At 54.5% G+C, this 19,047-nt stretch carries 15 protein-coding genes; 3 read left to right on the top strand and 12 right to left on the bottom strand.

Going from position 1 to position 19,047, the window contains the following annotated elements; all coding sequences use genetic code 11:
- Positions 1-490: 490 nt before the first annotated feature.
- The 6 genes from HHI26_RS19725 to HHI26_RS19700 form a co-directional block, all read right to left on the bottom strand.
- Entirely contained in the window at positions 491-1,897 is a 1,407-nt protein-coding gene (locus HHI26_RS19725) for an efflux transporter outer membrane subunit (protein ID WP_277395232.1), read from the bottom strand.
- The gene (locus HHI26_RS19720) at positions 1,887-5,015 is read right to left on the bottom strand and encodes an efflux RND transporter permease subunit (protein ID WP_133846094.1); all 3,129 of its coding nucleotides are present in this window, start codon (positions 5,013-5,015) and stop codon (positions 1,887-1,889) included. The genes HHI26_RS19725 and HHI26_RS19720 overlap by 11 nt, the downstream gene beginning before the upstream one ends.
- 13 nt (positions 5,016-5,028) lie before the next feature.
- Positions 5,029-6,159 (bottom strand): efflux RND transporter periplasmic adaptor subunit, encoded by a 1,131-nt coding sequence (locus HHI26_RS19715; RefSeq protein WP_159337906.1) that lies wholly within the window; start codon positions 6,157-6,159, stop codon positions 5,029-5,031.
- Positions 6,160-6,359: 200 nt separating this feature from the next.
- Positions 6,360-6,548: a toxin-antitoxin system HicB family antitoxin gene (locus HHI26_RS19710; RefSeq protein WP_133846096.1), complete on the bottom strand. Its 189-nt coding sequence runs from the start codon at positions 6,546-6,548 to the stop codon at positions 6,360-6,362.
- Between the two features lie 261 nt (positions 6,549-6,809).
- Positions 6,810-8,525: a penicillin-binding transpeptidase domain-containing protein gene (locus HHI26_RS19705; RefSeq protein WP_133846097.1), complete on the bottom strand. Its 1,716-nt coding sequence runs from the start codon at positions 8,523-8,525 to the stop codon at positions 6,810-6,812.
- Between the two features lie 400 nt (positions 8,526-8,925).
- Complete coding sequence (locus tag HHI26_RS19700; protein WP_159337904.1) at positions 8,926-11,199, bottom strand: molybdopterin guanine dinucleotide-containing S/N-oxide reductase; 2,274 nt, start codon at positions 11,197-11,199, stop codon at positions 8,926-8,928.
- Between the two features lie 193 nt (positions 11,200-11,392).
- Here HHI26_RS19700 and galR point away from each other — a divergent pair, with 193 nt between their 5' ends.
- Complete coding sequence (gene galR, locus HHI26_RS19695) at positions 11,393-12,394, top strand: HTH-type transcriptional regulator GalR (protein ID WP_133846100.1); 1,002 nt, start codon at positions 11,393-11,395, stop codon at positions 12,392-12,394.
- Between the two features lie 207 nt (positions 12,395-12,601).
- Here the strand turns inward: galR and HHI26_RS19690 are convergent, their stop codons facing one another.
- Genes HHI26_RS19690 through HHI26_RS19670 form a run of 5 tightly spaced genes read right to left on the bottom strand, consistent with a single transcriptional unit; the run spans position 12,602 to position 16,973 of the window.
- The gene (locus HHI26_RS19690) at positions 12,602-13,057 is read right to left on the bottom strand and encodes a GNAT family N-acetyltransferase (RefSeq protein ID WP_133846137.1); all 456 of its coding nucleotides are present in this window, start codon (positions 13,055-13,057) and stop codon (positions 12,602-12,604) included.
- A gap of 2 nt (positions 13,058-13,059) precedes the next feature.
- Complete coding sequence (locus HHI26_RS19685) at positions 13,060-13,833, bottom strand: FCD domain-containing protein (protein WP_133846101.1); 774 nt, start codon at positions 13,831-13,833, stop codon at positions 13,060-13,062.
- A gap of 40 nt (positions 13,834-13,873) precedes the next feature.
- On the bottom strand, positions 13,874-14,191 hold the full coding sequence (locus HHI26_RS19680) for a PTS sugar transporter subunit IIB (protein ID WP_133846102.1): 318 nt from the start codon (positions 14,189-14,191) through the stop codon (positions 13,874-13,876).
- Positions 14,192-14,201: 10 nt separating this feature from the next.
- Positions 14,202-15,629 carry a glycoside hydrolase family 1 protein gene (locus HHI26_RS19675; RefSeq protein ID WP_159337972.1) on the bottom strand — a complete coding sequence of 476 codons (1,428 nt, stop codon included), beginning with the start codon at positions 15,627-15,629 and terminating at the stop codon, positions 14,202-14,204.
- Positions 15,630-15,638: 9 nt separating this feature from the next.
- Complete coding sequence (locus HHI26_RS19670) at positions 15,639-16,973, bottom strand: PTS transporter subunit EIIC (RefSeq protein WP_133846103.1); 1,335 nt, start codon at positions 16,971-16,973, stop codon at positions 15,639-15,641.
- A 181-nt stretch (positions 16,974-17,154) separates the two neighbouring features.
- Between HHI26_RS19670 and HHI26_RS19665 the strand changes: the two genes are divergently transcribed.
- The gene (locus HHI26_RS19665; protein WP_133846104.1) at positions 17,155-17,466 is read left to right on the top strand and encodes a PTS lactose/cellobiose transporter subunit IIA; all 312 of its coding nucleotides are present in this window, start codon (positions 17,155-17,157) and stop codon (positions 17,464-17,466) included.
- Positions 17,467-17,849: 383 nt separating this feature from the next.
- On the top strand, positions 17,850-18,170 hold the full coding sequence (locus tag HHI26_RS19660; RefSeq protein ID WP_167863299.1) for a hypothetical protein: 321 nt from the start codon (positions 17,850-17,852) through the stop codon (positions 18,168-18,170).
- A gap of 5 nt (positions 18,171-18,175) precedes the next feature.
- Here the strand turns inward: HHI26_RS19660 and HHI26_RS19655 are convergent, their stop codons facing one another.
- Positions 18,176-18,742, bottom strand: a complete 567-nt coding sequence (locus HHI26_RS19655) for a DUF4225 domain-containing protein (protein ID WP_171149575.1) — start codon at positions 18,740-18,742, stop codon at positions 18,176-18,178.
- Positions 18,743-19,047: the final 305 nt, after the last annotated feature.

Raw genomic sequence — 19,047 nt, 5'->3', positions numbered from 1 at the left:
CACGCCGGTAATCACCGCCGCGACAGAAATTTAATGTGGGCCAGGCATGCCTGGCCCCTACGCTAACACCGCAACATGCGTAGGTACGCCTACGTTAACACTGCATCATACGTAGGGGTCAGGCACGCCTGACCCCTGCGCTAACACTGTGCAACATGCGTAGGTACGCCTACGTTAACACTGCATCATGCGTAGGGGTCAGGCACGCCTGGCCACTGCGCTAACACTGTGCAACATGCGTAGGTACGCCTACGTGAACACTGCATCATACGTAGGGGTCAGGCACGCCTGGCCCCTGCGCTAACACTGTGCAACATGCGTAGGTACGCCTACGTGAACACTGCATCATGCGTAGGGGTCAGGCACGCCTGACCCACAAAACCATCAACCGTTGTTGATAGTAATTCCTATTATCATCTATTTAACTGCTGAAATTCTATCCTCACCGCGTAAGAATTTCGTAATAAGTAAAAGATTTCATCTCATTTCTTCACGATTTCCATCCCCCTCCCAGTGCTTTATACAGTGTAATCTGCTGGTTTAGCTGCCCGAGACGGGTGGTAATCAATGATTGCTGCACCGCATACAGCGAGCGTTGTGCCACCAGTACATTCAGATAATTGTCCACGCCTTCCCGGTAGCGCACGTTGGCAAAATCGAAGTTACGCTGGTTCGCGATTTCATCTAACTGACGTGCTTTCAACTCATCCTGGTAGGTTTCCTGCCCGGCCAGGGCATCCCCCACCTCTTTAAATGCCGTCTGAATCGTCTTCTCATAATCCGCAATTTGAATGCGTTTTTGCAGTTTGGCGATATCCAGATTGGCCGAGTTCACCCCGCCATCGAAGATGGGCAAATTGATACTGGGCCCAAATGACCAGGCGGCCGTGCCACCCGACAGCAGATGGCTAAAGGCCGCAGAGGTGGAACCTCCCGCCGCCGTCAGTGAAATGCTGGGGAAGAACGCAGCACGTGCCGCACCGATGTTGGCATTCGCCGCCTTTAACGTGTGTTCAGCGGCGATAATATCCGGGCGATGCGTCAGCAGGTCGGAAGGCAACCCGGCCGGCGTGGCCGGGAAGTTCCATGCTTTCTGCAAACGGGCGCCGGCCAGCAGACTGGCGGGCAGATCGCTGCCCACCAGTAGCCTCAGTGCATTAACATCCTGGCGTACCTGGCGGCTGTAGGTCGCAATATCCGCCTGCGCCGCACGTACCGCCGTTTCGGCCTGTACCAGATCCTGTTCGCTGGCCACGCCGCCGTCATAGCTGCGTTTCGTCAGATCCCAGGAGTCCTGCTGGCTTTTTGCCGTATCCTGCGCCAGTTTCAGCAGATCGTTATCGGAACACAGCGAAAGATAGCCAGAAGCCACTTCAGCAATCAGGGTGATCTGCGTTGCCCTTTGCGTGGCCGCGCTGGCCAGCCACGCTTCCAGTGCCTGATCGCGCAGGCTTTGCAAACGACCAAAGAAGTCCAGTTCCCAGGCGGTGACACCCAGGCTGGTATTCAGTTGGTGATACGTCACCGGTCCGCTGCTCTGCGTGCTATAGAGATTCCCCGGGAGATGCGTGGCGCTATCGCTGGCATTGAAATCAAGCGATGGCATCAGGGCGGCGCGATCAACTTGCACCTGCGAACGCGCCACCTCCACATTCAGCGCCGCCACCCGCAGGTCACGGTTGTTGGACAGCGCACTGGCGATCAGCCTGTGCATAACCGGGTCGGTAAAGAAGTTCTGCCAGCGGATGTCCGCGCCATCACCACGCACCGCCCCCCCCTGACTCTCGTAATGCGCTGCAACGGGTAAAGCCGGGCGATGATAGTCTGGGGCCATAGTACACCCCGTGAGGATCATCGTCAGAGGCAAGATCCCCTGGGAGAAAGACTTACGCATCATGTTCTTCAACCTCAGTTTTCGGTTTTTTCTTCGCGGTAAAACGCTGGGCAACCACAACGTAAAACATCGGCACGAAGAAGATGGCCAGGAAGGTCGCAGTGATCATCCCGCCGACGACGGCAGTCCCTATCGAGTGCTGGCTTCCCGCACCGGCACCGTGAGACATCGTCAACGGCAGCACGCCGAGCACAAAGGCCATTGAGGTCATAATGATTGGCCGGATACGCAGTTTCGCCGCTTCAATTGCGGCTTCCACCAGTCCTTTTCCCTGATTTTCATGCAGATCTTTGGCAAACTCGACAATCAGAATGGCATTTTTGGCAGCCAGTCCGACAGTCGTCAGCAGCCCCACCTGGAAGAAGACGTCATTTTCCAGGCCACGCATCAACACCGCAAGAATGGTGCCTAACACGCCCATCGGTACCACCATCAGCACCGAGAATGGGATCGACCAGCTCTCATACAGTGCGGCAAGGCAGAGGAAGACCATCAGAATGGAAATGGTATACAGCGCCGGAGTCTGTGAACCGGACATCTGTTCCTCGTAGGACAACCCATGCCAGCCAACACGGAACCCTTTGGGCAGTTTGGCGGCAATCTCGTTGACAGCTTTTACCGCATCACCCGAGCTATACCCAGGCGCAGGCGAGCCCATAATCTCCACCGATGAGGCACCGTTAAAGCGCTCATAGCGCGGTGAACCGTATTCCCATTTGCCACTCCCGAAGGCGGAATAAGGGACCATGTCGCCACTGGCATTACGGAAGTACCATTTGTCGAGGTCTTCCGGTGTCACACGCGACCCCGCGTTACCCTGCACGTAGACCTTCTTAACGCGGGCGTTATAGATAAACTGGTTCACGTAGCTCGAACCCCAGGCCGTGGAGAGCGTATCGTTAACATCTTCCAGGCTGAGGCCCAGCGCCCGCGCACGTTCATCATCAATAATCAGATGATATTGCGGCTCATCTTCCATCCCGTTCGGACGGGTAGCGAACAGGCGCTTATCTTTCGCTGCCATCGACAGGAATTGATTACGCGCGGCCATCAGTGCGGCATGCCCCTGGTTATTGACGTCCTGCAGGAAGAAGTCGAAGCCGGTCGCATTCCCCAGCTCCATAACGGCTGGCGGTACCAGAGCAAACACCTTGGCATCTTTGAGTGTGGCGAAGTGCGCCATCGTGCGGGCGGCCAGTTTCTGCACCGACTGCTCGCTGTTACGCTGGTCCCAGGGTTTCAACAGCACGAAGGACATGCCGACATTTTCCCCACGCCCGGCAAAACTGAAGCCATTCGGCGAGAAGACCGATTTAACCTCAGGTTCGTTCTTCAGCAACCAGCCACCAATGTCATTCAGCACCTCCTGGGTGCGTCCACTGGAGGCATTGGCGGGCAGCGTCACCTGCACCATCATCACCCCCTGGTCCTCATCCGGCAGGAATGAGGTGGGTACGCGGGTAAACAGATAACCTGTTGCGGCGATAATGGCCACGTAGATCACCAGGAACAGCTTTCGTTTGGAAATAACGCGACTCACGCCGCGGGTGTAATAAAGCGTCCCGGTGTCGAATTTACGGTTAAACCAGCCCGCCATCCCGGTGGTTTTATGCTCGGCAGAGGTCGCTTTCAGCAGCGTGGCGCAGAGTGCAGGGGTGAAAATCATCGCCATCAGCACCGAGAGCGCCATCGCAGAGACAATAGTGATTGAGAACTGGCGATAGATAACCCCGGTGGAACCACTGAAGAAGGCCATCGGCAGCAGCACCGCTGACAGCACCAGCGCAATCCCCAGTAGTGCTCCTTGAATCTGCTGCATGGACTTAATCGTGGCGGCTTTCGGATCCAGCCCTTCGTCGTGCATCACACGTTCGACGTTTTCCACCACCACGATAGCGTCATCCACCAACAGCCCGATGGCCAGCACCATTCCAAACATCGTGAGAATATTGATGGTGTAACCGCAGGCCGCAAGAATACCGAATGTGCCCAGCAGCACCACCGGAACCACCATCGTGGTAATCAGCGTGGCACGCAGGTTTTGCAGGAACAAAAGCATGACCATGAAGACCAGCACAATCGCTTCGATCAGCGTTTTCACCACTTCCTCAATCGAGGCACTGACAACGGGTGCTGTATCGTACGGGAAATTGACTTTCACCCCTTCCGGCAGGAAAGGTTTAATGCCGTCAACGGTATGTCGCACGCTGTTGATCGCATCCAGCACGTTACCGCCACTGGCAAGGCGCAGTGCAATACCGACCGACGGTTCACCGTTAAAGGTGGAGGAAATGCTGTAATCCTGTGGGCCAAGATCGATACCGCCCACGTCACGCAGGCGCACCTGTGAACCATCAGCATTGACCTTTAACAGAATATTTTTGAACTGCTCCACTGACTGCAGACGGGTTTTCCCGACGATAGTCGCACTGAATCTTGCGCCCGACACCGTCGGTAATCCGGCGAGTTTACCGCTGGAAACCTGCACGTTCTGCTGGCTGATCGCCGTAGTGATATCGCTGGGAACCAGCTGGTATTTATACAGTTTTGCCGGGTCGAGCCAGATACGCATTCCGTACTCGGCCCCCATCACCATAAAATCCCCCACGCCGTTGCTGCGCGCAATCGGGTCCTGTAATTTCGACACCATCAGGTCAGCGAGATCGCCATTACTCAGCTTGGGATTACTCGACGTCAGCCCGACCACCAGCATAAAGTTGGCCTGGTACTTACGGATGTTGATCCCCTGATTCACCACTTCGGTCGGTAATTGTGATTCAGCCAGCGACACTTTGTTCTGCACCTGCACCTGGGCAATATCCGGGTCTGTGCCCTGATTAAAGGTGACGATGATTGACGCACTGCCGTCACTGTTACTTTGTGATTCGATATAACGCAGGTTATCCAGCCCGTTCAACTGCTGTTCAATGACCTGCACCACGGTATTTTGCGTCGTTTCTGCGCTCGCACCCGGATAGGCTACCTGCACCGAAATCGCCGGGGGGGCAATATTCGGGTACTGGTTGATGGGCAGACTCAAAATCGACAGTCCCCCCACCAACATCACCACAATAGCGATCACCCAGGCAAAGATGGGACGTTCAATAAAAAATTTAGACATCAGGGTTTCCTTGCTACTGCGCCGATGCGTCGGTGGTAGTCAGATTGACTTTCGAGGCGTTCGATGACCCACTCGTGCTGGCAGTGGTGGTCACTCGCGTTCCGGCCTGCACAGTTTGCAGCCCATTCACGACCACCCGGTCGCCCGATTTCAGTCCGGAATTCACCAACCATTTGTGACCGATCATCTGACCGGTGGTGATCGACTGCTCCTTGATGCGGTTGTCCGCGTCCACCAGGTAGACATAAGGCCGACCTTTGGTGTCATGCATGATCGATTCCTGCGGCACCAGAATGCCCTGTTCGGCGATCCCCTGCGGGAAACTGGCGTGGACAAACATGCCCGGCAGCAGTTCACGTTTCGGATTGGGGAAGATGGCACGCAACGTAACGCTGCCGGTGCTTTCATCCACCGTCACTTCCGAGAACTCCAGCCGCCCCTCTTGCGGATAGAGAGAACCATCTTCCAGCGTCAGTTTTACCGCCGCAGCATGATCTCCCACTTTTTTTAACAGCCCTTCGGCCAGTGCGCGACGCTGCGCGATGAGATCCAGTGACGAGGTACTGACATCGACATAAATGGGGTCGAGCTGCTGGATAAGACTCATATAACTGCTTTGCCCGTTGGTCACCAGCGCCCCTTCGGTCGACAGTGAACGCCCGATATGACCGGAGATGGGCGCCCGTACCTGGGTGTAATTGAGGTTAACGCGCGCCGTTTCGACATCGGCTTTCGCTTCACGCGCAGTGGCTACCGCGTCGTCGTAGGTCTGTTGACTGATGGCATGAGCAGCGGCCAGCGGTTTGTAGCGCGCTGCCACTTTGTCCGCGTTGATCAAGGTCGCCAGTGCTTTGTCGTAGGAGGCTTGATAACTGGCGGGGTCTATCTGATAAAGCGATTGTCCCGCTTTCACTTCGCTCCCCTCCGTGAACAGGCGTTTAAGGACAATACCGCTGACCTGGGGGCGCACTTCTGCCGTACGGATGGCCGTGGTTCGGCCCGGTAACTGTTTAAACAACGTGACCGGCTCACTGTGTAAGGTGCTGATACCGACCTGAACGGACGTGTCTTGAGGCGGGGTCGTGGTCTGGTCGCAGGCGGCCAGCAAAAAAAGCAAACTCGCGGGAAGAATCCTTAAGCGCATGGTGAAGTCTCAATTAGATAGCTTTAAAATTAATAACGAGAGTGATTACTCTCATAAAAGAAGGGCATTATAGAGGGTGCAAAAATCTGGCTGTGTTAAGTTTCCGCTAAGTTCTTTATCGAAACGCGACGAGTAAGCTTCTCGTGCCGCATCGGTTGGCGGATGCTGATAGCTGTTGCCTCCTGCAATTAATGCCCTGGTTAACCCAGTGGCTCAACGCCCCTCCTTCTGAGTTCACGCCGGGCCAGATCCTTCAGCCAGCAGGCGAGCGTCACATTGTCATTGTCGGTGATCATTCTCAACTGATCGTGCAGCTGAGGGTGGATGCGTAGCTGAAAGGCGGCTGAACGGCCGCCAGTTTTTGGCGTCCTGTCTTTAAGTTTCGGCATATTATCGGTTCCTGAAGGTCAAAAACGCCCCCCGCAGCGCTACCAACACCTCAGGGGGCTGACACGACACAATGGAATGCGTTACTGCACCGTGGTGTCCCACCTTAGCCCTTTGGCCTGTGCTTATTTTGTCGATTCGTGTACGCACCACAGAAAAGTTGTCAGTAAAAGAAACTAACAGGATAAAATGGTGAAATAGAGATTGAAGGGGTAAAAAAAAACCCACGCAAAGGCGTGGGCTGGCGGTGTGACTCTGAGGGATCAGCCCGGATGGTAAATCGCATCCGGGGCGATATTCATATGCTTCAGTACCGGGCCAATAATGTTGCCGAATACCGGGGCGGCGACCGATCCACCGAAGTGATCGCCTGCCGTCGGATGGTTGATCATAATCACCAACGCCACCTGCGGGTTACTGGCGGGAGCCACTCCGGCGGTGTAGTTGATATAGCCGCCATCATATTTGCCGCTGTCGCCCATCTTTTCTGCCGTACCGGTTTTTATGGCCAGACGATAACCCGGCACAGCAGCACGCACCCCGCTGCCGCCCGGTAAGGCATCACTTTCCATCATATGCACGACGGCACGTACCGTGTCTTCATCCGCCACGCGGCGGCCCGCCACAGGCGGGCTGACCTTCGTGATGGACAGTGGCCGATAAACACCAAAAGACCCCAGAGTGGCGTATTCTCGCGCAATCTGCAGTGGTGTCACGCGCAGGCCGTAGCCAAAGGAGAAGGTCGCACGCTCGATATCGGCCCAGCGCTCACGGTGCAGCGGGAAGTAGCCCACGCTTTCCCCGGTCAAACCTAATCCGGTGGGCTTACCGAGACCAAACGCATGGTAGGTATTTACCAACACCTCTGCCGGCATCGCGAGGGCAATGTGCGACACGCCAATATCACTGGATTTTTGCAGAATACCGGTCATGGTCAGACGCGGCCAGTGGCCAACGTCGCGGATCAAGTGGCCATTGACGCGATAAGGCGTGGTATCCAGTACCGAATCCGGGCGCACCAGTTTACGTGCCAGCCCTTCCATCACCACCAGCGGTTTCACCGTTGATCCGGGTTCAAAACTGTCATTGATGGCCGTGTTGCGCATCTGCGCAGGGGAGACATCGACAAAGTTGTTGGGATTAAAGGACGGATAGGACGCCATTCCGAGGATCTCCCCGGTATCGATTTTCACCAACACCGCCGCACCCGAGTCCGCCTTATTCAGGAGTACCCCATCGCGCAGTTTGCTGTAGAGGGTGTACTGATCAAATTTATCAATGCTGAGCTGCACGGTGGGGGGCTGCTGTGGCGGCTCATAGTTAATCATCGCAACGATATTGCCACTGGCATCCTGACGGTATTTTTCCACGCCGGGTGTGCCCTGTAATAGCTTATCAAAGCCCTTTTCCAGCCCGGTCAGCCCGGCATTATCCGCCCCGACAATACCGAGCAGGGGTGCCGTTGCCTCACTCATCGGGTAGTAACGACTGTCGTCGTAAACCGTGGTGATCCCGGCCAGATGCAACTTGACGATATCTTTGGCAATCCCTAATTCAATTTTACGCCCGAGGTAAAGAAAGCGGCGTTTCGGATTGGCATTAATCTGCGCGGCAAGTTGCTCAGGGCGTTGCTCCAGCGCATTGGCAAGATATTCCCACTTGGGACTGGTAAAATCAGGGTGCCCTTCCAGCACACGTTGCGGGTCGGCAATCACATCGCGTGACGGCACGCTTAACGCCAGCGCTTCGCCGTTACGATCCAGCAGCGTTCCCCGGTTAGTCGGCAGGGTGACGGTACGTAATGAGCGTTCATCGGCCTGTTTTTCCAGCATCGGATGGTTGATCAGCTGTAAATCGGCCACGCTCGCCAGCAGAAAGACCAGGCAAGCCAGAACCCCCAGACAGACCACCCGGAATCGCACAGGGTTGAACGTGGGTGCAGGCTGAGATTTCGCCGAGTTTCGTTTAAACGGGGGCATGTAGGTTCCGGTGCAGGCTGGGAGATAACTTGCTGGCAGTTATACAAAAAATGCTGTGGAGATGACAGGGAAACTGTGTTTCAGATCGTGAGTGACACAGCCGGAGAACAGCCTGAAGCGCATTCAAAAAAGAAGAAATAAATCAGATGGTTAACATAAAAAACCCAAATAAATGGCAAAAAAAACCTGCGCATCTGCGCAGGTTGGTGAAACAAAGCGTTAAAAACTTTTTGATGTTCACCCATCAATACCTCTGGGACTTGAACTGTAGCAACCCTGCGCGTTAAGCCGCTACTCAGGAATCGCAACAGTTACCCGCAAAATGTAACCAGCTATGTGATTTATAGGGTTTTATGCAATCTCTCTCGTAAATCGGCACACCTTGCTAATAGTGAAATGCTCAGGCAGTGACATCCGCTTTTCTGATCTCCACCAGGCAGCTCATAGCATTCGGCCCCTGGGTCAGGGACGAGGTGCCAATATCCAACGTCAGCACGTTCGGATTCCCGGCTTGGTCGTAAGGTTTCCAGGCTTTACCGAAGCCCGGATTAAACCATGCCCCGGTGGCAATCAGTACCACCTGCGGGCTCACGCCGTCGCTGATGCGCACACCCGCCTGCATGATGCCACGATCGTTACTGACCTCAATCACATCGCCATCGCTAATACCCCGCGCTGCGGCATCCTGTGGATGCATCAGCAAGGTTTCACGTCCGGCCGTTTTATTCGCCTGTACCGATGGCGTGGCGTCCATCTGGCTGTGCAGACGATCATGCGGCTGAATGGAGATCATATGCAGCGGGAAACGCTGGCCAATCGGCGCACCCAGCCACTCCTGCGGCGGCTGCCACTCCGGGTGTGGGCCAAAGTCTGGCAGCTGATACCCGGCAATGGTTTCTGAGAACAGCTCGATCTTACCGCTGGCGGTTTTAATCGGGTGAGCAACCGGATCGCGGCGGAAATCGTCCATAAATACCCAGTCCTTCTCAGAAGGCGGGATCTCCACATGCCCCTGCTGCCAGAAGGTGTCGAACTCCGGGAAATCAATGCCTTTGCCATGATGCGCCACCGCGCACTGCTGGTAGAGATGCTCTATCCACTGGCGCTCGTTACGGTTTTCCGTAAAGGTATTGCGATAGCCCAGACGCTCGGCGATATCGGCAAAGATATCAAAGTCGTTGCGTGCCTGATGCTGCGGGTTAATCGCCTGGTGCATTGCCAGCACAAAGCGGTCTTTTGACGATCCACCAATATCATTGCGCTCCAGCGAGGTTGTCACCGGCAGGACGATATCGGCCATCTGTGCTGCGGGCGTCCAGACAATATCCTGCACAATCACTGTGTCCGGGCGCTGCCAGCCTTCCACCAGACGATTAAGCTGCTGATGATGATGGAACGGATTTCCGCCTGCCCAGTGAACCAGATGAATATCAGGATAGGTGTGCGTTTCCCCCTGGAAGGTATATTCCGTGCCGGGGTTCAGTAACATATCGCTGATACGCGCCACCGGGATCGCCAGATCGGCAATCGGATTGAATCCGGCAGACATCAGCGGCGATGGCCCTTCCGTTCGCGGGTTGCCTACGCTGTTCATCGAACCGTGGCCAAACGAGAATCCGGCGCCGGGCAGCCCCGGCTGACCCAGCATGGACGAGAGCGCAATCATCATCCAGTAAGGCTGTTCGCCACGATGCGCGCGCTGCACGGAATAAGAGCAGGTAATAAAGCTGCGTTTACCGCACAGCTGTTTTGCCAGCAGAGCAATACGCGCCGCCGGAATGCCGGTGATCTCGCTGGCCCACTGCGGTGTTTTCGCCTGGCCGTCACCCTCACCCAGCAGGTAAGCACGCAGCTGCGGGTACCCCACGCAGTGGGATTGCAGGAAGGCGTTATCGACGGCACCCAGGCGTTCAATTTCATAGCCCAGGGCCAGCATCAGGGCCACGTCCGTATTCGGGCGGATAGGGATCCACTCGGCGTTAACAAACGCCGGGCAGTCATCGCGCATTGGGCTGATATTCACCACCGGGGTGCCTTTCGCCGCCAGTTGAAGCAATGCTGGCTTCAGGCTGTGCTCCCCTGCGCCCCCCGAAGCCACCTGGCTGTTTTTCAGCGCCAGCCCGCCAAAAGCGATAAAAATCTCACAGTGTGAAACCACGCTCGGCCAGTCGGTCACGCGCCCGGTGAGCGGCATGTAGGTGCCAATCACATACGGCAGGAAGAACTGTGCCGCGCCCCAGCTGTAGTTGCCCTGCTGGTCGATGCCGCCACCGCCCAGATTATAGAAACGTCGGACCAGAGTACGCGCATGGTTAACGCGTCCGGCAGAAGACCAGCCGTAAGAACCGTTGAAGATGGCGCTGGCACCGTAACGATCGCGCACGCGGCGATTCTCTTCAGCCACTAGGTCCAGCGCGGTGTCCCAGTCCACTTCAACAAAATCTTCACGTCCGCGCAGGGTGCGGTCACTCTTTTCACGGGATGCCAGCCACGACCGACGTACCATCGGTTTACGGATACGTTTATCGGAGTAGACCAGTTCGGGGATGCTGTTGAGCATCGGTGACGGATCCTGATCGGCGAAAAAAGGCTCACAGCGGAGCAGTTTCCCGTCTTCAACTACGGCGCTAAAGGCACCCCAGTGGGCAAGATGTGGCACTTTTTTAATCGTCATGACAGGATCGACTCAGCAGGTATTTTTCTGGAAACTCAGAATATCATTTTTCATCCTGCAGCGGCACAGGCCGTTTATCGATCGGCTTTGCGATGGCTGCGACATTCTGCGGGGCGATGCAGGCTTGCAGTCACTGGCGCTTTCCGCAACACTAATGGCAATGTAAACGCTTACCCAGGAAGACATTTAACGAATGGCTACGATAAAGGATGTTGCCAGGCTCGCGGGCGTTTCGGTGGCGACCGTGTCGCGTGTGATTAATCACTCCCCTAAAGCCAGTGAAAGTTCGCGCCTGGCCGTAACCAGCGCGATGGAGTCCTTACAGTACCACCCGAACGCCAATGCACGGGCGCTGGCTCAACAGTCGACGGAAACCATCGGTCTGGTGGTCGGGGATGTTTCCGACCCGTTTTTCGGTGCCATGGTCAAAGCTGTCGATTCTGTCGCCTGGGAAACCGGTAATTTTTTGCTGATTGGTAACGGTTACCATAATGAGCAGAAAGAACGTCAGGCGATTGAGCAACTGATGCGTCACCGCTGCGCGGCGCTGGTGGTCCATGCCAAGCAGGTTCCTGATGCCGAGCTGGTGCCGTTGATGAAGCAGATCCCAGGGATGGTGCTGTTGAACCGCGTGTTACCGGGTTTTGAAACCCGCTGTATTGCACTGGATGACCGTTACGGCTCCTGGCTGGCAACGCGCTATCTGATCCAGCAGGGACACACTAACATTGCCTATATTTGCTCAACGCATTCCATTTCTGACGCTACCGACCGCCTGCAAGGCTATTACGATGCGTTGAAAGAGCACAACTTACCCTGTAATGACCGGCTGGTGGCCTTCGGCGAACCGGATGAAGTGGGCGGTGAACAGGCGATGACAGAACTGCTCGGCCAGGGAAAAACCTTCAGTGCCGTAGCCTGTTATAACGATTCGATGGCGGCGGGTGCGCTGGCCGTGCTGAGCGACAATGGCGTGCGGGTGCCGGAAGAGATGTCGCTGATTGGTTTTGATGACGTGCTGGTTTCACGCTATGTGCGGCCGCGTCTGACCACGGTGCGCTATCCGATTGTGACGATGGCACAGCAGGCGGCGGAACTGGCACTGGCGCTGGCGCACAATCAGCCACTGCCGGAGATTACGAATCTTTTCAGCCCGACGCTGGTGCGGCGTCATTCGGTCGGAGCACCGCAGTAAACAGGGACGAGGCATGCCTCGCCCCTACGGGTACGTCCTCCGATGACGTAGGGGTTGGGCATGCCCGACCCGGTGTACATACACCGATGACGTAGGGGTTGGGCATGCCCGACCCGGTGTACATCCACCGATGACGTAGGGGTTGGGCATGCCCGACCCGGTGTACATACACCGATGATGTAGGGGTTGGGCATGCCCGACCCGGTTTTATTTCAGCGCCTTATGATACAACCGCACCGCCGTCGCCGGATAATCCAACGCATCGCCCATATACTGCCAGCCAAAACGCTCGTAATAATCCGCACAGGCTGAATAGAGATACAGATTCGCATCACCGCGTTGATGACAACAGTCGATCACCGTCTGCTGGAGCTGTTCGCTTAAACCCTGCCCCCGGTAACTTTCATCGACGTACAGCGCCGCCAGCCAGGGAAACAGATCCTGGCGACTGATCAGATCGCAGCGCCATAATCCCACGGTACCCACCGGACGATCGCCGTCCAGCGCCACAAAGGTCAGCGGCAGATCGGCACCGTGCAAACTGCTGTCGATCACACTGGCAAAAAAGTCGCGGCTGTTATCGCTGCCAAATGCACGCCACTGCCAGTCGATAATCGTCTCGCGGTGTTCCGGCACGGTAGTTAACGGCACAATGCGCAGCAAACTCACACCAGCTTCCCCTGGAAAATCGGCACGGACTCAAACAGATAGCCGTCAAAGTCGGGTGCATCAGCATCTGACAACTCCAGCAGACTGTGTTTCACATTTTCCAGGTGCTGCCACATCGCCTGCCACGATCCCATCACATCACGACGACGCAGCGCGGCGAGGATGGTCTGATGATCACCCAGCCATTTCAGCCGGTAGCTGCGGGTTTCAATATGGGCGCGCAGCTGCTGCCACAGCGGGCTGCTCTCATGATGACGCCAGATGCTGTTGACGGTATCCAGCAGCATCTGATTCTGAGTGGCCCCGGCCAGCAACAGATGGAACAGCTTGTCATTGTCCTGACTTTTATCGTCGAGGGCGATGGCGCGCTGCTCCTGCTCCAGGGTGCGTTTTAGGTTTTCAATATCGGCTTTAGTCGCCATTTTCGCCGCAAATGCGGCGATATTACTCTCCAGCAGCTGGCGCGCCTGCAACATCTCAAACGGCCCGACGTCGCTGCGGAAAAATGCTTCCTCTTCGTCACTGCTTTCCGACGGGATGCGCATCACATAAACGCCGGAGCTTTGGCGAATATCCACCGTTCCTTCCAGCTCCAGCATCAATAGCGCTTCACGCACAATGGTGCGGCTGACGCCCCAGGTTTCCGCAATATTGCGTTCAGGCGGCAGACGAGAGCCAACAGGGTAGTGGCCATCGATGATTTGCTGCCGCAGATCGTGCCCGATTTCCTGATACTGCTTTTTTTCCTGCGCAGGCGCACCTTTGTCCACAGAGCTTCACCTTTTAAATCATTATGACCATCAATGACGCCTAGCTTACCAAAGCCAGCGCTTGATCGAGTACTTTTGCGCCGTTAAGGGTGCCATAAGCCACCGAATCAATCACCGCAATCGGGATATTGTGGCTGTCGGTAAGTTTGCGGTTCTCTTCAAGCTTAAAGCGCACCTGCGGCCCCAGCAGCACCACCGCCACTTCGCCGGGGTAGTTTTCCAGCTCGTCACGCAGATTCTGTTCCGGGATCGCATAGATTTGGTATGCCAGTCCACGGGCAGCAGCTTCTTTTTCCATTCGCGTCACCACCATTGAGGTGGACATGCCTGCTGCGCAGGCCAGTACGATACGTTGCATGGGTAACTCCTTATTTGGCTTCATCATCCAGGGTGACAGAGAGCTGGCGCTGTTCGCTGACCTGTTGATACCAGTGAGCGGATTTTTTCATCCGGCGTTGGCGCTGGCAATCCAGGTCGATTTCAATCAGTCCGTAGCGGTTCTTGAAGGCATTCATCGGGGAAACATTGTCGGTGAAGGCCCACAGCATATAGCCCAGGCAGTTCATTCCAGCGGCGTTTGCCCGCACGGCCTGGTAAAGGTGTTCGGTGATAAAGGCGATGCGGTAGTCATCCTGTATCTCGCCGTCAGCATTTTTGAAGCGCGCTTCGTTCTCAATCCCCATGCCGTTTTCAGCGATAAACCACGGGAAATTGTCGTAGTCATTCTTCATACGCAAGGCCATATCCCAGACGATGGCGGGCTGAATCTCCCAACCACGCGAGGTGTTCATACGCCGCCCCGGCAGTTCGAAATGCTCGTAGTAAAAGGCCGGATGGAATGGGGTTTCCGGGTGCCAGGCACGCGATGGCGCTTTCACGCGGTGCGGGTAATAGAGGTTGATGCCGACTTCATCCACGCGGTTGGCGGAGATAATCGCCAGCTCCTGCGCGTTGTAATCCCATTTCACCTGATGTTTTTCCAGCAACTGAACCAGCTCCGCCGGGTATTCGCCTTTGATGGCCGGGTCAAGGAAAACGCGGTTGTAGAACAAGTCGTACATTTCCGCCGCTTTCACATCATGCGCCGCACTGGAACGCGGGTACGTCACTTCCGGGTTCAGGATGGTGCCAACCGTGCCCTGATAACCTTTCTCCCGGAACAGCTGCACCACTTTCGCCGTGGCGAGATTTTTATGGTGGTTCCACTGCATCCATTTGTCAGTGTTCTGCTCGTATGGCCAGCGCAGCGCATCCAGATAGACCCGCGTCTGCACCACAATCGGCTCGTTAAAGGTAAACCAGCGCGTCACCTTGTGGGCGTAACGTGCAAACACCTGCTCTGCGTAACGGACAAACAGCTCCACCACATGCTTTGAACCCCAGCCGCCGTGCTGCTCCAGCAGGGCAGCTGGCAGCTCGTAGTGTTCCAGGCACAGCATCGGCTGAATGCCGTTTGCCAGCAGCTCATCGATCAGGTTGTCGTAATACGCGGCGTACTCTTCATCAACGACGGCATTTTCATAATCAGTCAGAAAGCGCGACCAGTTAATCGAGGTGCGGTAGTGCGTCAGCCCCGAGGCTTTCATCAAGGCGACATCTTCTTTATAGCGATTGATAAAGTCGGTGGCGATCGCCGGGCCGTAACCGTTGTGCCAGACATGACGATCGTTCTGATACCAGGCATCGAGGTAAGAGTCCTGCCCCACTTTCTTGCCACTCCAGCCTTCGGTTTGCCACGCGGAAGCGGCGGCTCCGAGAATAAAATCAGCCGGGATAGTGACGTTGATTGTGCTCATCATAGCTCCTTAGTGTTTCGCGAGTTCAGGCTGTAACGCGCGGGCTTCAGCGGCCTCTGCACGGCGCGCAGCGATTTTGACAAACGGCAGATAGACCAGAATGGAGACGATGATGCAGACGATTTGCGTCACCACAGCCCCCATCGATCCGGCGGTAGAGAGCCAGGCATTGATGATCGGCGGCGTGGTCCAGGGCACCATCACTACCGCTTTCCCGGCAAACCCGGTGACCGTGGCGAAGTAACCAATCGATCCGGTGATCAGCGGCGTAATAATGAACGGGATGGCGAGGATCGGATTAAGCATAATCGGCATGCCGAAGATCACCGGTTCGTTAATGTTAAACAGGCCAGGACCGAATGACAGCTTGGCGATTTCCCGCATCTCTTTGCGTTTGGTTGCCAGCATCACCGCCGTCAGTAAGCCGATCGTCAACCCGGACCCACCGATGCTCATATACACATCCCAGAACGGCATGGTGATGATATTCGGTGCTTCAATGCCCTGCTCAAAGGCGTTCATATTGACCAGGATCGCCCCCAGCAGCAGCGGTTCGCGGATCGGTTTCACCATCTGATTACCGTGAATACCGATCACCCAGAACAGCTGGGCAACAAACATCAATAGCAGAATACCCCACAGGCTCTGCACCACCGATTCCAGCGGTTCCTGCACAATTTTGTACACCGCGTCATACAGATACATGCCGGTGAAACGGTGGAAGATAAAACCAAACGTGGCGATGGCGGAGACGGTAATAATCGATGGGATCAGCGCCGAGAACGAAGCTGCCACATTCGGTGGTACCGTATCCGGCATTTTGATTTTTAGCCGATCGATATTTTCCAGTCGGCAATAGATCTCGACGGAGAGAATGGCAATAAACATGCCGAGGAACAGGCTTTTGGTATCCGAGAACTGTTTCGCCAGCACGTCAGTGACCACCTGCAACTGGCCGTTGACCATCATGCTTAATGTCGTTGGCGTGACGGCGATAAAACAGATAATCGCCAACAGACCCGGGAACAGGGTTTTGATGCCGTTGATTTTCCCCAGTTCAATACCGATCAGGAACACTGCACCGATATTCAGAAAACTGAGCGTCGCATAGTTAATACTGGAAGTAATGGGTTTGAGTTCGGCGAGGAACGACAGCGCCTCAAAGCTCGCCAGCCCGTTCTTGCCATCCAGCACCATATTGGAAATCAGCACCGAAAACGCACCGACAATAATCACCGGCATCAGCGTAATAAACGAGGCCTTGATCGCCATGATGTAGCGGTAGCTGTTGAATTTTGTGGCAAAACTCCCCAGCGAGTCGATTAGCCGATCCTGTAGAGACATGTATAAATCCTCGAGGTAAGGGGTCAGGCATCCCGGCACTGGTATTTGTTGAACTTCCGTTGTTGTGGCATACCAAAAATAAACAATTACGAGTTATTTACTGTGATATGACTCTCAGAAGTGATCACTGGTATTCCAATAAGATAATTAAACCAATTTTGGTATACCAATGGAGGCAGTGATGGATTTCGAGCAGACCATGATGGAATTGTTGATCAATGCAGGCGAAGCACGATCCCACGCCATGAGCGCCATTCAGCACGCCCGTAAGCGCGAATGGCAGCAGGCCGATGCGGCACTGGCGGCTTCACTGGAAGCGTCAAAAGGAGCTCACAAGATACAGACACAGCTGATAGGGGCTGATGAGGGATGTGGCAAAGTGCCGGTCACGCTGATCCTCGTTCATGCCCAGGATCATCTAATGAATGCGATGCTGTGCCGCGATCTGGCGGAAGAGATTGTGCTGTTAAGGAAAGAGATGTTTGCAGAATAGTCGTGCGCGGCAACGGGCCGATCGGAAAAAATGATCGGCTCCTGCAATAAATCGCGATGTCGTGGTGGTTTTAACGCTACAGCGAGCACACTGACTACGAGGATGGTGCCAGTTTGAGGTAAGCCGGACGTCACGCGCCAGGACGGCGCGTGCCGAGGCCCGCAGGGATGCGTCTTTTGCCGATCCGGTGTGCTCAAACTGGCCTCAGCCCTGTCACATCAGCAGCAGCGAATAAAATGTCTGTAACGGGGTGATTTGAGGCCGATCGGAAAAAGTGATCGGCCCCAGCGGTGCGTAAGGCTTATTTTTATACTCAGCGGTCGTTCTGCGTGATATTCTTTTACGAGGAAAAGGAGAGGTAAATATTAAAAGGAAGGGCAAGGATGAATGATATTGATATGGAAGAAAAACTGCTGAAAAGTGGATTTACGACTAAAGAAATTAGAAAAATAAAATATTTTGTGAAAAAAAACCGCACAACCTATGCGCAAGTTCTGATAAAGTTAAGGCGAGTTTTTTTAGGGATAGCAACTCTCAGATTAATAATGACACTTCTCCTGATTTCGACTTATGAAGAAAACAACATGGATGGTTTTTATGGATTTCTGGTGGGGTATGTTTTTGCCATGATCGTTTCTGAAATCCTCGCCCCAACCAAGTTAGGGGCGAAGATATTTATTCATGGCAGGAAATTAATAACTTGATTAAGTTATTCTTCCAGTGCTGTTTTTATAGTAATAGCATCACCTGTGCCTTCGATTAAAAGAGAAGGCACACTCATTCTCTTCACATTTCTAATATAGTCTGAAGGGAGAAAGTTAAACAATCTTCTGGCATCTGGTTTTAATACAAAACGGGCCATGCCATACGTAGAGAGTGATAAGTCCATTGAACTGTAAGCTAGTGCGCCGACTTTCTCATCAAACCCCATGAACCTTGCTGTATTTATATATCCTTCTTTTATTTTTCCAACATGGCCTTCACTACCATTTTTAATATTTACAATTCCTTCTTCAATGCCATTTATCCCATGCAGAAAAAGTGTGGCACCAGCAACCATACCCACAATGTTTAAATGAGCAAGTGAACCGGTAAAAATTGTAATTCCCGCAACTATCTGAAATCCCCCCAACACAACCCCTACTCCATTGATGATATATCCCCAGGAATCCAGTTCTTTAACAATTTTCCCCGATGCCACTATTTTTGCATTATGCCCAAGCAGGCTCCATGTTTGCCTGTCGATAAAAGCCTTCTCCTGACGAAGATTATCCAGGGAGTCCCGGCATACCCTTTCACTTTTTTTTCAGAATACAGACCGATCTTAATTCTTATTCACACTCTGCTGGATTAGCGGCAGGCAGAAGAGATTGTGCTGTTAAGGAAAGAGATGTTTGCAGAATAGTCGTGCGCGGCAACGGGCCGATCGGAAAAAATGATCGGCCCCTGCAATAAATCGCAATGTCGTGGTGGTTTTAACGCTACAGCGAGCACACTTACTACGAGGATGGGGCCAGTTTGAGGTAAGCCGGACGTCACGCGACAGGACGTCGCGTGCCGAGGCCCGCAGGGATGCGTCTT

Origin of the sequence: Erwinia sp. JH02 (assembly GCF_013074405.1) — a bacterium.
Lineage (GTDB): Bacteria > Pseudomonadota > Gammaproteobacteria > Enterobacterales > Enterobacteriaceae > Erwinia > Erwinia rhapontici.
This window is presented reverse-complemented; position numbering and strand designations above follow the sequence as displayed.

Excerpts from the sequence above, each read along its gene's own strand:
- HHI26_RS19725 (WP_277395232.1), bottom strand. The coding sequence starts at position 1,897 with ATGATGCGTAAGTCTTTCTCCCAGGGGATCTTGCCTCTGACGATGATC.
- HHI26_RS19720 (WP_133846094.1), bottom strand. The coding sequence starts at position 5,015 with ATGTCTAAATTTTTTATTGAACGTCCCATCTTTGCCTGGGTGATCGCT.
- HHI26_RS19715 (WP_159337906.1), bottom strand. The coding sequence starts at position 6,159 with ATGCGCTTAAGGATTCTTCCCGCGAGTTTGCTTTTTTTGCTGGCCGCC.
- HHI26_RS19710 (WP_133846096.1), bottom strand. The coding sequence starts at position 6,548 with ATGCCGAAACTTAAAGACAGGACGCCAAAAACTGGCGGCCGTTCAGCC.
- HHI26_RS19705 (WP_133846097.1), bottom strand. The coding sequence starts at position 8,525 with ATGCCCCCGTTTAAACGAAACTCGGCGAAATCTCAGCCTGCACCCACG.
- HHI26_RS19700 (WP_159337904.1), bottom strand. The coding sequence starts at position 11,199 with ATGACGATTAAAAAAGTGCCACATCTTGCCCACTGGGGTGCCTTTAGC.
- galR (WP_133846100.1), top strand. The coding sequence starts at position 11,393 with ATGGCTACGATAAAGGATGTTGCCAGGCTCGCGGGCGTTTCGGTGGCG.
- HHI26_RS19680 (WP_133846102.1), bottom strand. The coding sequence starts at position 14,191 with ATGCAACGTATCGTACTGGCCTGCGCAGCAGGCATGTCCACCTCAATG.
- HHI26_RS19675 (WP_159337972.1), bottom strand. The coding sequence starts at position 15,629 with ATGAGCACAATCAACGTCACTATCCCGGCTGATTTTATTCTCGGAGCC.
- HHI26_RS19670 (WP_133846103.1), bottom strand. The coding sequence starts at position 16,973 with ATGTCTCTACAGGATCGGCTAATCGACTCGCTGGGGAGTTTTGCCACA.
- HHI26_RS19665 (WP_133846104.1), top strand. The coding sequence starts at position 17,155 with ATGGATTTCGAGCAGACCATGATGGAATTGTTGATCAATGCAGGCGAA.
- HHI26_RS19660 (WP_167863299.1), top strand. The coding sequence starts at position 17,850 with ATGAATGATATTGATATGGAAGAAAAACTGCTGAAAAGTGGATTTACG.